The 14,630-nt window shown below is 56.0% G+C and carries 11 protein-coding genes; 5 read left to right on the top strand and 6 right to left on the bottom strand.

From position 1 onward, the window contains the following. Positions 1-5 precede the first annotated feature (5 nt). Positions 6-983: an HAD family hydrolase gene (locus ACPWMG_RS00540; RefSeq protein WP_483302720.1), complete on the bottom strand. Its 978-nt coding sequence runs from the start codon at positions 981-983 to the stop codon at positions 6-8. 438 nt (positions 984-1,421) lie between these two features. Between ACPWMG_RS00540 and ACPWMG_RS00535 the strand changes: the two genes are divergently transcribed. Together ACPWMG_RS00535 and ACPWMG_RS00530 are read left to right on the top strand one after the other, a co-directional pair. Continuing rightward, a complete protein-coding gene (locus ACPWMG_RS00535) occupies positions 1,422-1,604 on the top strand; it encodes an XRE family transcriptional regulator (protein ID WP_483302719.1) in 183 nt (60 codons plus the stop codon). Next, positions 1,597-1,824, top strand: coding sequence for a hypothetical protein (locus tag ACPWMG_RS00530; protein WP_483302718.1), 228 nt, complete (start codon positions 1,597-1,599; stop codon positions 1,822-1,824). Before ACPWMG_RS00535 ends, ACPWMG_RS00530 begins: the two co-directional genes overlap by 8 nt. Before the next feature lie 120 nt (positions 1,825-1,944). On the opposite strand, the gene ACPWMG_RS00525 is transcribed toward ACPWMG_RS00530, so the two are convergent. Both ACPWMG_RS00525 and ACPWMG_RS00520 read right to left on the bottom strand, forming a co-directional pair. Next, positions 1,945-2,154, bottom strand: a complete 210-nt coding sequence (locus tag ACPWMG_RS00525; RefSeq protein ID WP_483302717.1) for a hypothetical protein — start codon at positions 2,152-2,154, stop codon at positions 1,945-1,947. Positions 2,155-2,418: 264 nt separating this feature from the next. Further along, positions 2,419-2,697 (bottom strand): hypothetical protein, encoded by a 279-nt coding sequence (locus ACPWMG_RS00520; RefSeq protein ID WP_483302716.1) that lies wholly within the window; start codon positions 2,695-2,697, stop codon positions 2,419-2,421. 788 nt (positions 2,698-3,485) lie between these two features. Here ACPWMG_RS00520 and ACPWMG_RS00515 point away from each other — a divergent pair. Next, on the top strand, positions 3,486-3,773 hold the full coding sequence (locus tag ACPWMG_RS00515; protein ID WP_483302715.1) for a hypothetical protein: 288 nt from the start codon (positions 3,486-3,488) through the stop codon (positions 3,771-3,773). A 113-nt stretch (positions 3,774-3,886) separates the two neighbouring features. Here ACPWMG_RS00515 and ACPWMG_RS00510 read toward each other — a convergent pair whose 3' ends face one another. Together ACPWMG_RS00510 and ACPWMG_RS00505 are read right to left on the bottom strand one after the other, a co-directional pair. Further along, positions 3,887-5,500: a methyl-accepting chemotaxis protein gene (locus tag ACPWMG_RS00510; RefSeq protein ID WP_483302714.1), complete on the bottom strand. Its 1,614-nt coding sequence runs from the start codon at positions 5,498-5,500 to the stop codon at positions 3,887-3,889. A 460-nt stretch (positions 5,501-5,960) separates the two neighbouring features. Continuing rightward, entirely contained in the window at positions 5,961-8,447 is a 2,487-nt protein-coding gene (locus tag ACPWMG_RS00505; protein WP_483302713.1) for a diguanylate cyclase domain-containing protein, read from the bottom strand. Between the two features lie 159 nt (positions 8,448-8,606). Here ACPWMG_RS00505 and ACPWMG_RS00500 point away from each other — a divergent pair, with 159 nt between their 5' ends. Together ACPWMG_RS00500 and ACPWMG_RS00495 are read left to right on the top strand one after the other, a co-directional pair. After that, entirely contained in the window at positions 8,607-11,969 is a 3,363-nt protein-coding gene (locus ACPWMG_RS00500; RefSeq protein ID WP_483302712.1) for an EAL domain-containing protein, read from the top strand. A gap of 265 nt (positions 11,970-12,234) precedes the next feature. Further along, positions 12,235-12,744 carry a GFA family protein gene (locus ACPWMG_RS00495; protein ID WP_483305154.1) on the top strand — a complete coding sequence of 170 codons (510 nt, stop codon included), beginning with the start codon at positions 12,235-12,237 and terminating at the stop codon, positions 12,742-12,744. Positions 12,745-13,026: 282 nt separating this feature from the next. On the opposite strand, the gene ACPWMG_RS00490 is transcribed toward ACPWMG_RS00495, so the two are convergent. Beyond that, positions 13,027-14,577, bottom strand: coding sequence for a methyl-accepting chemotaxis protein (locus ACPWMG_RS00490; protein ID WP_483302711.1), 1,551 nt, complete (start codon positions 14,575-14,577; stop codon positions 13,027-13,029). Positions 14,578-14,630: the final 53 nt, after the last annotated feature.

Raw genomic sequence — 14,630 nt, 5'->3', positions numbered from 1 at the left:
TGCGCTCAAGGTTCTCCCGGGAAAACCTTCTTCCAGTCGTTCTTCATGTCGACCACGGTCCAGCCCTTGGCAGCGGCCTCATCCAGGCCCTTGTCGAGCTTGCCGATGTGCGACTTGCGGTCGTAGGCCCACTCGCGGTCGGCGTCGGTGTGGTGCACGTAGAGCGCAAAACGGGCCCCGCTCCCCGCGGTGGTCCATTGCAACATTTGCAGGTCGCCATCTGAGTTGCCAAACGCGGCGATGGGGCGGCGGCCGATGTGGCGTTGGATACCCACGGGTTTGCCTTCCTTGTCGTCGTTGAGCACCAGACTAGGCAGCTTGACGAGCACCGGCACGTTGCCACGCATCTCAAACTTCAAGCCGCCCGAGGAGCCCACCACTTGCTCGGGCGGGATGCCATAAATCCGCTCGGCCCAGGGGCGCATGAATTCGATGCCGCCGCCGGAAACGATGAAGGTCTTGAACCCGTTGTCGCGCAGATAGCCCAGTAATTCCAACATGGGTTGATACACCATCTGGGTGTAGGGCTTGCCGGTCTTGGGGTGTTTGGCGGTGACGACCCAGTCGTTGACCACCTGCTCGAATTCGTCGGTGGTCATGCCGGCATGGGTGGCGGCCAACAGGGCCACAACACCTTTTTCTCCCGAGGCCATCACGCCCTTGAGGTGGCCCTTCAAGACCGACGCAAAGGGCTCTTTGGTCTTCCACTCCGGGTGCTGGGGTGCCATCAGCTTGATGCGGTCGAGCACAAAAGCCAATTGAAAGTAGATGGGCTGTTCGGCCCACAACGTGCCGTCGTTGTCAAAGGTAGCGATACGCTCTGGCACCGGCACAAAGTCCGCCGAGCCTTGTGTGGTGACCTTCTCGACAAACGCGACGATGGCCTTTTTCGGGCCGGTGTCGTTCCAGGAGGGCAAGGGGTCGGCGGCCCACGCGGTGAACGCCAGCAAGGTGGTGGCCAGTGCAATCACATACTTCTTCATCTCAAAACTCCTATTTGGGATTTTCAAAAAGAATAGGCTGGTCTTCGGGAGGGCGGCCCCCCGCTGCATTGTCAAAGTCTTTACCGGATTTGTCGCCGTCATTTTTGCGAGCTGTCTTCGGGCAAAACCAAGGGTGAGAGCCACGGCCCAGTACAGGTTAGGCGCGCGCTCGTGTATGAATAGGCGGTTCGAACATTTTTCGGCCGACCGCCAGTTTTAACTTCCGGGATGTCGTCTGCTGACAAATAATGGTGCGTGAACAGTCGATTCCGCTATGTTGTTTAACCACCGCTGCCTGATGCCATGACGCGTGCCTATACCCGCCGTTCCAGCCCCTTTGGGCGAGCCCTCAGATTCACCCGGACCACTCTTCAACTACAGCGATACGATTTGGCTGGGGCGGCCAATAAACAATATGTCGGTAGCCTGGAACAAGGCTTGAAGTCTCCCACCTTAAATATGGTGGAAAAGCTGGCCGACGTGATGCAGGTGCATCCGCTCACCCTGCTGGCCTTGACGTACGGCGTCCACGCTAACGAAGGGCCCCTGGAGGATGTGTTGGTCAAGGTGCATTCGCAAATCCTGGCCTTGCAAGACCTCAGTCTGCAGTCCGATGCCTGACGCTTTGGACCGGTTGAGCCAGAAGGTTCAGCGCTACCGGCACGCACGCCGCTTCGTGTTGCCTCAGCGGCTCATCGACGATGCCTTCAGTAACGATGAATTGGCTAAAGCCTGGTTTGCAGTATGGGGGTTGACCCTGGTTCCAGGGCGGCTATATGGACAGCCCGCCATGGCCAATGTGTTCAGGGTCGTCCAGGGTCTTGGAGCCGAGGCAAAGTGAACCCGTAGGGCCACCCCGCTGGGCGAGAGGCCGTCCCCGGGAATGTGGGGCAGACTGTTGGCAGAACTAACGGTGTCTGCTCCGGCATTTTGCTAGATGGCCAAAAGTCTCGTAGAGGTTTTAAACGCGGCCTTGCTCCGTCAGCGCACTCCAACCTTTCGCCGTAATGGCCCACACCCTGGCCTTTTGCACCGGGGCGGTGGGGTGCGGTAACTCGGCTTCGATATGAACTGCGGCCTGGAGAACCCGCAGCTTGTCTACGTCGCCAGTGGTTTCCACGTCCCAAGGCAATTCTTGCTTGGCAATTTCTCGCAGCAGTTCTAGTGGCATGGCTTGGCACCCCTCATGTGTTGTTTGATATTTGGGCCGCCTTGGACGGCTCCCAGCGCCAGTCCATTTCTTCGACGCCCCTCCCTGGCTCCAAGCATAGCGCACCAACATTCTGTTGACATCGTGAAAGCACCGGACGGGGTTCGCCTCTTGGCCCAGATTCATGGATGCAGTCACCGCCCGGGCTAAGGCGTCGCCAAAGTGAAAACCTAAACGTGGCCATCGATTGACCATCAGGGGACATTGGATGTCGAGGCCAGAGTGTTACGGCTCGACCGCAATGCCTAGAAACGACATGACCGCGACAAAGTTGGCGCGCATCTTTGCCTGCTTTTTAGAGGAGTGTATTTCCGATGACCCATCCCATCGGGCGAAAGCGCTCGGGTCGATGGAAACCCCTGGCCACTTGCCCATGAAGTTTTCTTGAACGCGCTCGGTCACCACCCTCGCGCCCTCCCGGTACTCCACAACGGAGGCGGTCACCCACTCGACTTCAAAGCCGTCGCTACAGCCCACACCCGTTTTGCTTAGCCTGATGAACATCCAAACTCTTTACGAAAACCTCAGCGGCTCGTCGACGAGGCTTTCGGCGATGACGACCAAGCCAAAGCCTGGTTCAAAATTTAGGGACTGACGGTGCTCCCAGGACGGCCTTACGGCCCACCCACCATTACAATTTTTTTCAGAGATAACAATAGAACTAAAGACCGAGGCACGCTGAACTCCCTAGGCTACACCCGGAGATGTGCCGCCCAAGCTGAAGTTGGACAGACTACTAGAAACTGCTGAAGGTACCATCGTCACTCGTCTGTCTGTGCAATGCATTGCTTCCCGCCTCCCAAAATGCCAGTTGCAACTCGCCGAAGGCACGTCGTCACATACTCCGACTAGCGCTCTCTGACGATTGGATGCCGGGCGTCTGAAGCCTCCTCCGACAATCTGCCGGCTGACTGTTGTTGTCGTAAGACGGCTACCATGGTTTGGGAATGAGTCGCAACAAAAATCTGCAATTACTGTATTTCTCTATAAGCGGTCAGGTCGCTACTGATCTACTGGATCAGACCAACGCGCCGATGAATTACTACAGATGTCAACGAATCATGCCCAAAACTCGTTAGTTGATTGACTCCGTTGGACAGGCCAAAACCACCAAAGTTTTGTCTATTAGCGTTCCGTGAGGGAAATAGGAGGAGAAGCTCAGCAAGGGTCGAAATGCTTTCCACATCGATATTCGATTTCAGACGTTACATAGAGCGTATTTCTTTACAGTTCGAAGCTTCCGTCACCTTTGGGAACAGTTATCACGCGATGCAGTGCCACGAGAGGTAATTTTGACGCTATTCCAAACCATCACTAATGCGGCGGGAATAGTCGGGAGCCAACGCAAGCTGGCGGCATTGCTAGATGAACCCGAGGCCCACATCAGTTCGATGAAATCCGGTCGTCGTCCTTGTACGCCACGCATGCGAGCCATGATCGCAATCATCGCGGGTGAGAGTGCTGCTGCAGCTGCCTTGGAAGGGATTTTGGAAACTTTTGATGAATCGAATGCGCTACAGAAGAAGGCTAAGCAAGAGATTCTCGCAAGCATAAAAACTTTCTCGCAACCATCCGACTGAAAATCTCACCATTTCGGCGCAGTCCATCGCAGTCGATGATCGACTGTCATTGACTTGAAGGACGCGGGCACCGGGAAAGCCGCGACGCCCTCCATCATTCAAGACTTTCCAATTTAACTGAATCGCGCAGTCAAAGCGCGCATGCCTCGACCCGACACTGTCAACCTATTGGCCGGTTCGGCAGCGCTCAGGCGGAAGAAGGCCACGGTGCGCGTCAACTGCTCGGCCTGTTCACGCAGGCTTTGTGCGGCAGCTGCACTTTCTTCCACCAAGGCCGAGTTCTGCTGCGTCATCTGATCCAGGTTGCCGACCGACTGGTTGATGCCGCCAATGCCCGCGCTTTGCTCGTTGGCTGCAGCGGAGATGTCGCCGATGATGTCGGTCACGCGCTTGACCGACTGCACGATGTCGCCCATCGTCGCACCGGCTTGGTCGACCAGGCGCGCACCCGATTCCACCTTTTCAACCGAGCTATTGATCAAGCCCTTGATCTCTTTCGCGGCTTCGGCGCTGCGCTGCGCCAAGCTGCGCACTTCGCTGGCCACCACCGCAAAACCACGGCCCTGCTCACCCGCGCGGGCGGCTTCTACGGCAGCGTTCAGCGCCAGGATGTTGGTCTGGAACGCGATGCCGTCGATCACACCAATGATGTCGGCAATCTTCTTGCTGCTGTGGTTGATATCTTCCATCGTGGCCACCACGTCTTTCACCACCGCACCGCCCTTCTCGGCCACAGACGAAGCCGTGGCTGCCAAGGTGCTGGCGGCGCGGGCGCTGTCGGCGCTTTGGCTCACAGTGCCGGTCAGTTCTTCCATCGATGCGGCGGTTTGCTGCAAGTCGCTGGCGGTTTGCTCGGTGCGCGTCGAAAGGTCGTTGTTGCCGGTGGCGATTTCGGCACTGGCAATCGCAATGCTGTCGGTGCTGCGACGCACCTGGCTCACCATTTCACTGAGCGAGTTGTTCATGGTCATGAGCGAGCGCAGCAGTTCACCAAACTCATCTTTGCGTGACGAGTCCAGGCGCATCGTCAAGTCGCCTTCTGCAATGCGCGCAGCCAAATCGTTGGCCTGCACCAGCGGCTGTTGAATGCTGCGGATGAGCCAACAAGCCCCCGCCAACAAGGCCACCACAATCACGAGTAGCGCGACAAAGGTCAGCTGCATGGTCACAGTGCGTGCGGCCTTGGCTTCATCCTGTGCAGCGGCCGATGCCTCTTCTTGCAGCTTCACGAAGTCAGACAGATCGCCCAGATATTTCTTGACCGAAGCGTTGTAGCGGCTGCTGACCAAGGTGGCGGCCTCCTCGGCCTTGCCAGCGGCCTTGAGCTTGACCGCATCGGAGCGCAGGCCGACCATCGATTGACGGCTTTCGGCGATTTTGGCCATCTGGTCTTTATCGACCTGGCGCAGGTTCATGCCTTCGATGCCTTTTTGGACCGTGGAGATTTGCGCGCTGGTGGCAGCGATCACGTCTTTGAACTCGTTTTCGATCACCGCCTCGCTGCTCAAGATCAGCGCCTGCGTGCGCGCAGCATTGGCGGTGGTCAACCCGGCCCACTGGGTGGCGGCCTGCACACGTTTGGTCATCTCTTGTTGAACCGTGGCGTTGTCGTCCTGCAAGCGCGCCGAGCGCTCACCGGTCGCCAAGATCAACGCGAGCAACGTCGCAATGATGACTAAGACTGCTCCCCAGAGTTTTGTGGCGATGCGCACATTGCTCAACTTCATGGCAGTCCTTCGCAGTTGTAATATCAAGGGGTATAGCACTGCCATACGCGTCAATCAATCAGTTTGCTTTCCATGCACGAGCATAAATGCCAGGTTTAACCTGATCGTTTACACAATTTGGGCCACCAGGCCCGTATTAAGAATTAGTTCATGACTTTCCCGCTCGATGAGTTGAGCCGCTCCATGGGAAAAAAATAGCCTGCGCTCAAGCGCAGCACGTTCGTTATTCAACAAAATGGATGTCCAGTATGGAGCCTCAATGTGGTGACTTCATCAACATCGCCTAGATAAAATCGCGTCGCAGATCCAGTACACCGCGCATGCGTAATGTGAACGCCGCCATCACCTGGAAGAGTTCAGTTGTAGAGCCCCAGGGGGCATATTCGGAACCTTCGATGCATCGGACCCGACACAGGAGAGACCAACCCGGAAACCCCCGTCCGCAATCAAAGCCTCTAGCCTAAACCCTGTGTGTTGAGCGATCTTCATCGTCCCCTGCTGTCCCACCGCGTTCGATGTGCGCGCGTGAACGCCCCGTCCTTTTCGCGACATACAAAGCCGCGTCGGCTTTTTGAATCAGAACCTCGTACGAGTTGGTCGACCCCGGCATAAGACTGCACCCACCTATGCTAAGGGTCACATGGGGGGCGACTAAGGATGTTGCGTGTGGAATAGCGGCCTGTGCCACAGCGTCGACACAACGTTGCGCCAGTAACGAGACAGCTTGTACATCTCCGCCGAACAGCAGCACGGCAAACTCTTCTCCTCCATAACGGGCCAGCATTTCATCAGCGCGCTGAACGCAACTCGCCAACACATGGGCGACGCGTCGAAGGCATTCATCACCGCCCTGATGACCATAGTGATCGTTGTAGAGTTTGAAGTGATCGATGTCGATCATCAACAAGCCGATCGGCTGCGGCTTGCGTACCGATCGAGCCCATTCGGCTGCAAGCGCTTGGTCGAAGCGTCGTCGATTGCCGATCCCTGTCAATGCGTCCGTTAGCGAGAGCGCCTCGAGTTGCTCGTTTGCGAGTTTAAGTTTCATCTCCGAGGTGACCCGCGCGCTGACATTGCGATACGTCACCATCACACGTGTGGGGGTGCCATCTTGCTCACGCTCCACGACTTCTGCCCGCACGTGCAACCAAAGGTAATGGCCACGCATATGGCGCACTCTGTACTCGATGTTGTACGCGTAACTTGGATCGCTTAACAGATTCCGTATCGCTGCTTCCACACGTTCTGTGTCATCAGGGTGGCGTAGCTGTTGCCATCTGGAATAAACCAGCTCGTCGTGGGACTCGTAACCGAGAATCTCCCGTGCCAACGTATTCAAGACCAACTCCCCCGTCAGCAGATTCCAGTCCATCAAGCCGACGCTTCCGCAACGCAGGGCCAATTCAAGCCGCTTCAACGTTTGATTCAAACCGTCCTCCGCCGCTCGTCGCTGCGAGACATCCAAATGGGTCCCCAAAATCCGGCTGGCTCTACCTTCCGAGGTACGTTCCATTACCATTGCTTGACTCAGTACCCAAACGGCATGCCCCTCCTGGTGCAACATACGATGTTCCAGTTTGTAGGCCTCAGCTTTTCCTTCGCGAAGCTCACTGAATTTGAGCTGCACCGCTGCCCAATCGTCTGGGTGAATGCGCCACCGCCACGCTTTAGCCGAATGAACCATCGTTTCCTGGTCAAGGCCGAGGATCTCCGCCTCTCGCAGATTTATGGTTAGCCTGTCCTCGTCTAACTCCCAATCCCAAAGTCCTAGATCCGCTCCCGTGAGGCCAAACTCAAATCGCTTGGCGCTTTGTTCCCTCAGTTGATGAACGGATCGCCGGACGGCAGCCAGAGTCTTCCTGCGCCACTGGCTGTAGAAGAGGAGCGCGCCAGATCCTAGAAAAAAAAGGAATGCCAAAATGATGGCAATCCTGACCTCTGAATACCATGGCGCGTAGACCGCGCTGCGTAGCCTGCTGACGCTGATCACCAGTGGTTTGTTCATCCAAAGCTCGGCAGGTTGCATTGTCCGGACCGCGACCATGCGATCCTCCAATGGTTTGGCGGCGGCGCCTGTACCCTCGTAGAAGTTCACAACCTCGCCTGACTGCTTGTGACGCTGAAAGATGGAACCCGGCTTGTCGACGTCAATGCCGAGTAAGTTGGGATCTGTTGGCTGGACCACAACAATTCTGCCGTCGCCATGCACGATCCCTGCGGCCATGTCGGATGTGTAAAACACCGAGCGCATCAGCACATCAAAATATTCGGGATCTAATGTCGCGACTACAAGACCCGCAAAGGCGCCGTCGGGCGAATGCAGGACTTTCCCCAGGCTGATCGTCACACCCGAAATTGGCGACTGGAACGGAGGGGAGACATAGAGCTTGATCGGATCGCCCTCGGCTGCTGGGACTCGAAAAGATTGCGCTTCTCGGAAATTGCGGCCAACGAGATCTCTGCGATCTGCGTCCACAATCGTCCCGAAGTTGTTCAGCACCGCAATGGCTCTGACCCCTGGCATTGAATCGCTCAATACCTTTAGACGAAGAGGCGCAATGTTCTGCTGTGGATCACGATCTCCAGACATCAGATCATAGCGAACCCCTGTCAGTGCAGCGGCAGCTCCTCGAAGTTGCCGCGTCAAATTGTCCTCGATGACCCTGGCTTGGGTGCCTAATCGATCACGTTCGGCATTGGCTTGGTTTTCCCGTTCAGCCACCAGATACAGGCCCAGGGATCCGCAGATAAAGATCCATGATGTGATCAGTGCCACCCATTGCTTGACAAACCGATGATCGGCTACACGCTCGATGGCGTCGTCGGGTATGACAGATTTAGGTACCTGTGTCACGTCGAAGACCCATGTTGAAGACCTTTCACTAGGACAATCTATTCGCAGCTTTTTTAACGCATCTGCTAAGTGATGAATGACAAGCGCTCGCAACAGCCAGGAGGGCGGTGGCCGAGACCAAATTTCCCTTTCCCTTTAAGACCCAACTCACTCCGTAGATATGCGCATTTACCTAGGTTCTACGTATACGCTATAACAAGGTCAAGCTTCGGAAATTTACATATTTGGGGTTCGTCTCCTCCCTGCTACACCATGCACTCCAGTTTCCAGGCCAAGGTTGCGACGGCATTTGGCGCCGCAGTCTTTGTTGTCGGCTTTCTGACAACCGTTTCTTGGAACTTCGCACAGGATGCGGTGGAGTCCGCCGAGCTTGTGTCCAACACCCAAGAGGCATTAAAACGCCTGGCTCAAATCCGAGCCGATACCCTGCAAATTGAGTTCACGACCCAAAGTTATCGTATCTCAGGCGAAAGGGGACTGATCGAAGAACGCGATCGCACCATAGCCGCGCGTGAAGAAGCTATGAACCGTGTGAGGGAGTTGTTACACGCGGACACGCAACAAATGGCACGCTGGAGGCTTTTGCGCCAAGTCGTGGATGAACGCGTGGCGATCGCCAAGAAAATCGAGAATCTCCGCTCGACTCAAGGTTCAGACGTGGCCAGTGCCTATGTCGCAACAGCGCCTCTACGCGAGACACGCGAGCGACTGTATGGACTGCTGCGGGAACTGGACAAAGACGCAGAAACGGCGCTGACACGTAGTATAGCTGCGCGCTTAGAAAGCCACCGTGTCGTCACCGCTGCTGGTGGGTCCGTTGCCATCCTGCTCATCGTCTTGTTGCTGAGCATGTACAGCCTCATACGCCGTCAGTTACGCGACATCGAAAGAAGTCAATTTGCTCTTGCAAAGAGTGAAGCCAGTCTGGCGACGACGGTCCGCTCGCTCGGGGATGCGGTGCTGGAAACGGACGCGGCGGGCCGCGTTGTGCGGATGAATCCTGTGGCTGAGCGTTTGACGGGATGGTCACAAGGCCAAGCAGCGGGACGATGGGTCGGCGAAGTGTTCAGTATCCTAGACGAGGAGTCGCACCAGCCATCACAAGACCCCGTTGGCCGAGTACTGCAAACAGGCGAAATCCAAGGGCTGGACAATGACTCCGTGCTGGTCAGACGCGATGGTACAAAGTGCCCCGTGGGTGATAGTGCGGCCCCTATCCGGGGCATCGATGGCGCCCTTCTGGGGGTCGTTTTGGTGTTCCGCGACGTCAGTACCGAACGTCAAGCAAAAAGGCTAATGCGGGAACAGAATGCTTTGCTTGAAAGGCACGTGCTCGAACGTACACGGCAGTTAGAGGAAACTCAAGACCACCTGCGAGCTGTCATGAACAGTGCGCCCGTCATGATTGCCTACGTGGATGCAGACCAACGTTACGTCTATGTCAACGACCAATATCTGGCAAGGTTCACGCCTCAGCCGTCTTCAGTAGTTGGTCGGGCCGTCCTGGAAATCCTAGGCGAGGAGATGTATTCAAACGCCCGTCCCCACATCGAAGCGGCATTGCGGGGTGCTGCGGTGCATTTCGATCACCAACCCGCCGTGGGAATTTGGAAATCAATTGAGTACGTGCCCAAGCGAGACGTTCAGGGTGCAGTCATTGGTTACTACGTTATGGTGGCCGATATCACTGAGCGCAAACTGGCCGAAGAGAAAATTGTTGATTTGAACGCTGAACTGCTTCACCGCGTGAACGAATTGGAGCGCGTCAGCCGGGCGCTGAAAACACTCAGTGCTGGCAACAGTACGATGTTGCGGGCAACGGACGAAGACCAGTTGCTTAGGACAATGTGCCAAGCCATCGTGGATGCGGGGGGCTACCCCATCGCCATGGTGTGGTACCGCATGGATGATGAAGCGTGCTCAACCCGAGTGATGGCCGAGAGTGGTTATCCGGGCGGACTCGATCGGTTGCGACAACTCAAATCGAGCTGGGCTGACGGACCTTACGGTCGAGGCGCAATCGCCTTAGCCATACGGACCGGCAATACGCAAGTCGTAGGGAACATGCTCACAGATCCTGCCTATGTCCCTTGGCAAGATTACCTTATCGGCAACGCATCATGTATTGCCTGTCCGATCAATGTGAATGGCAGTGTGATTGGCACTTTGACGATCTATGCAAAAGAGCCCAACGCCTTCGGCGAAGACGAGATTCGTTTGCTGACTGCATCGGCGGAAGATTTGGCATTTGGCATCGCCAGTCTTCGAGCACGCGCAGCCCAGGCCCAATCTGAGATGGAGGCTTTTCGGCTCACCCACATCGACGTTTTAACCGGCTTAGCCAATGGAACCTTGTTCATGGAGCTTTTGGCGGAAGCCATTGCGCACGGGGCCCAAACACGCCAACCCTTTGCATTGATTCAAAGCAATATTGAACGATTAACAGAAATCAACGACGCGCTGGGTTTTTCGCAAGGAGACGAGTTGCTCCGTGAGTTCGGTGAGCGGCTTAGGGCCGTCGTCCCTGACGATGCGGTGGTAGCGCGGTTGCGCGGCGACGAATTTGCAGTGATGCTTAGAACGAGTAACCAGGCGACTGCGGAATCAGTTGTTCAGCGCATCGAAGGCATGTTAAATAGGCCATTTCCATTGGGAGACATTCTCATCGACGTCTCGTGTAAAACCGGTGTCGCGCTGTTTCCATCACACGGCACATCCACCCACGATCTGCTGCGCCACGTCGACATGGCGGTCCGCCAGGCCAGGAAAAGTGACCAGGCGTTTGCTGTCTACGATCCGTCGGCCGACAGCGGCCGCCCACAGAGACTCAACATGGCTGGCTCGCTGCGCCGCGCCATTGAAGGCGGCGATCTTCTACTTCACCTGCAGCCGAAGGTCGACATGTCCAATGGACGTGTGCTCGGCGCAGAAGCACTGGTGCGCTGGAAGCATTCAGACCATGGGCTAATTCCACCTATCCAATTCATTGAGTTGGCTGAGCACACCGGACTGATCAAACCCCTGACCGAATGGGTGATCGACACGGCGATGCGCTTAGTTCGGAGTTGGCACTGTGAGGGAATTGATTTCCCCATTGCCGTCAATCTTTCAGCGAAAAATTTACGCGATGAAGGACTTGTCAGTCGCATTCGTCGCCTGCAAGCAGAGTTGTGCTTACCGCGAGGACTTTTGGAATTCGAGATTACCGAAACCGCGCTGATGGATGACGCGAAGTTGGCCATGCGTGTCTTACGGAATTTAAAGGACGAAGGTATCAGCCTCTACATTGATGATTTTGGGACCGGATACTCATCGCTCAGCTATCTGCAAAAGCTACCAGTGGACTACATCAAGATCGACCAGTCATTCGTGCGTGGGATGGCGCTGGACAACGACTCAGCGTTGATCGTGCGTTCCACCATTGAGTTGGCTCACGATTTGGGACGTAAAGCGGTGGCGGAAGGCGTAGAGACGTCGCAAGATTGGGATCTGTTGGCTCGGCTCGGCTGCGACGTTGCCCAGGGTTACTTCATAGCCAAGCCAATGCCGTCCGAGTTGTTCTTGGGGTGGGCCGAGGACTATGCTATGTCTGCATGGATCGGCAATCCATCATGAATAACTTTAGAAGTACGTGAAATCGATGTAAGCGCGCAGTTTACCCATCTTGAAGTGACTCTCTCCGTCTCGCAACATCGCGTGCACGCAACTCATCGTGCACACCATGCTCAAAGACTCAGACATTGCGAGATACACCACCAGGCGCGCCCACCGGACCTACACCCCAGCCTTCAAGGCGCAGCTGGTTGCCGCCTGCCTGGAACTGGGAGCTTCCACCGTGGCCCTGGCCAGCAGCCATGGTATGAACGCCTATGATGGATGCATGGCAACCTCGACAAGATTCCCCGCTGATGGGGGGTGCGAATGTGGTTATGTCCGCTATCGTGTGACTACAGCACCGATGGTCGTCCACTGCTGCCACTGTCGCTGGTGTCAACGCGGCAGTGGGGCTTCGTTTGCACTGAACGCCATGTACGAGGCTGACCGCGTGCTCAACATCGCAGGAATGCCGGAGGTCGTGGACACGCCATCTGCAAGCGGTGCAGGGCAAAAAGTGGCTCGCTGCCCTCGCTGTCGTACTGCGGTGTGGAGCCATTACGCCGGTTCAGGGCCGGTCACGAAATTTGTCCGGGTTGGCACCTTGGATGCCCCCGACGCCATGCCGCCTGATATCCACATTTTCATGGCATCGAAACAGCCTTGGGTGGTCATACCACCAGACAAACTGGCGTTTGAAGAGTACTACGAAAGGGAACTGGCCTGGTCCCGCGCAAGCCTACTACGGTTCAACGCTTTGCTGCCGCAGATTGAAGCTTATCGAGCCGCGCGCTAAAGCACTTGAGGCCCATTGGCTCGGAGTACATGGAAGCCTTAAACGTGCTCAATGAAGCAGTGATTTCAATGTCGGCTTGTGGCCGGGGGGGTCAGCAACATTTTCACAGTTTGGCCGCATCATCTAACTCTTTTATCGCGGCCCAGCCCGCTGGCGTAATCGCCATCACGCGGGCAAATTGGTGTTCGGAGCCGACCTTGGGCAGCAAAACCGCCACTTGTCCCGCCGCGCGCAACACGCGTAATTTGTCAATGTCGGAAGGACTTTCGAGGGTCAGTGGTGTTATAGCTTGAACACAGCCACAGCGTTGACTAAGTCTTCAGACTGCACTCTAAGGCTACTGGCGGCGGCCGCCATTTCTTCCACAAGTGCCGCATTTTGCTGAGTCGCTTGGTCCATGTTGGTGACCGCCTCGCCAATTTGGCTCACTCCAGCGCTTTGCTCACTGCTGGCGGCACTGATTTCACTCATGATGCTGGTCACGCGCGTGATACTGTCAACTACGTCCTTCATTGTGGTCCCGGCCTTGTCTACTAGAGATGTGCCCAATTCGACTCGCTCGACGCTCTCGCCGATCAGCCCCGAAATTTCCTTTGCGGCAGCTGCAGAGCGGCTCGCCAGGCTGCGCACTTCACTGGCGACTACTGCAAACCCGCGCCCTTGCTCGCCAGCTCGCGCCGCCTCTACTGCTGCATTAAGGGCAAGAATGTTGGTCTGAAATGCGATGCCATCGATCGTGCTAATAATGTCGGCGATCTTTCTGGAACTTTCGCTGATGCCACGCATGGTATCTACCACCCGTGCGACGACGCTGCCTCCGTCACTAGCAATTTTGGAAGCCGTTTGAGCTAAGCGATTCGCTTCCTGGGCATTGCTTGCATTTTGCTTGACGGTCGCAGACAGTTGCTCCATCGAAGCGGCTGTTTCCTCAAGTGCGCTAGCTTGGCTTTCCGTACGTGAGCTTAGGTCATGGTTTCCCTGTGCAATCTCGGCTGACGCTGTGGATACCGACTCTGAGCCTTGTCTTACAGTCGAGACAATGCTCTGTAGACTTTGCCGCATGGCCTCCTGAGCGGCGACCAGTTGGGCGATCTCGTCTTTGCCGACGGGCTTCAGTTCAACCGTCATATCGCCTTCGCTCATACGCTGAGCGCTTTCCAGTGCCTGCTTGAGAGGGGTCGTGACGTGGCGGCTAATGTACACGCCAACACCTACGCTGAAAGCTAGGGCGAATACGAGAAATCCGACAGTAGCGTTTCGGCTGGTTTCATAAAGCGTTGTGTTGTCATCGGATACCGTTTCAGCGGCTTTCTCAAACTGATTGGTCAGACTGTCCATCTCGCGGCCCACTTGAATGCTAGGTTGAACGACCGAGTTGACAAGATATTGAAGCAGCGGGGATTCGGGCTGATAGGGCGAGTCTGCTAAAACTTTGAGCATACCCTCTAAGGCGCCTTGGTCGGCTTTCCATGCATCTTCGACTCTGGAAAAAGCGGCCAACAATTTGGGGTCGGTTGTCAGGGCCTTGGCCTTCGCGATGTACTCGAGACTTTTTGCTCGACCGTCTTGGATGCGCTTGAGCGCCGATGTCCGGGCGCTCTCCGAAGTTGCAATCATGGCATCGCGCAGTGCGACAACTGCTGAGTACCGTTGGATATTTGCATTTGCCACGTAGCTCAAAGCGACTGTTTGGTTCTCGTAAAGGTAAGTGTCTGCGTCATTGAGCTTTCCCATGGTCCTGACGGAAATCAGGCTGATAATCGCTCCGATGATCGCGACCAATGCAAAGGTCGCGATGAGTTTTGCCGGAATCTTGAAATCTGCCAGTTTCATGGTGAATTTCCTGATGAATAGGTTGCGTTGAGGCACCGTTCGCCCCGGTCGTT

This window comes from Hydrophilobacter chitinilyticus (genome assembly GCF_049860745.1).
Classification (GTDB): domain Bacteria; phylum Pseudomonadota; class Gammaproteobacteria; order Burkholderiales; family Burkholderiaceae_C; genus Rhodoferax_B.
Note: the sequence above shows the minus strand (reverse complement) of the source record. Positions and strands in the feature narration are given on the sequence as shown.

Excerpts from the sequence above, each read along its gene's own strand:
- ACPWMG_RS00490 (WP_483302711.1), bottom strand. The coding sequence starts at position 14,577 with ATGAAACTGGCAGATTTCAAGATTCCGGCAAAACTCATCGCGACCTTT.
- ACPWMG_RS00500 (WP_483302712.1), top strand. The coding sequence starts at position 8,607 with ATGCACTCCAGTTTCCAGGCCAAGGTTGCGACGGCATTTGGCGCCGCA.
- ACPWMG_RS00540 (WP_483302720.1), bottom strand. The coding sequence starts at position 983 with ATGAAGAAGTATGTGATTGCACTGGCCACCACCTTGCTGGCGTTCACC.
- ACPWMG_RS00510 (WP_483302714.1), bottom strand. The coding sequence starts at position 5,500 with ATGAAGTTGAGCAATGTGCGCATCGCCACAAAACTCTGGGGAGCAGTC.
- ACPWMG_RS00495 (WP_483305154.1), top strand. The coding sequence starts at position 12,235 with ATGGCAACCTCGACAAGATTCCCCGCTGATGGGGGGTGCGAATGTGGT.
- ACPWMG_RS00520 (WP_483302716.1), bottom strand. The coding sequence starts at position 2,697 with ATGTTCATCAGGCTAAGCAAAACGGGTGTGGGCTGTAGCGACGGCTTT.
- ACPWMG_RS00525 (WP_483302717.1), bottom strand. The coding sequence starts at position 2,154 with ATGCCACTAGAACTGCTGCGAGAAATTGCCAAGCAAGAATTGCCTTGG.
- ACPWMG_RS00530 (WP_483302718.1), top strand. The coding sequence starts at position 1,597 with ATGCCTGACGCTTTGGACCGGTTGAGCCAGAAGGTTCAGCGCTACCGG.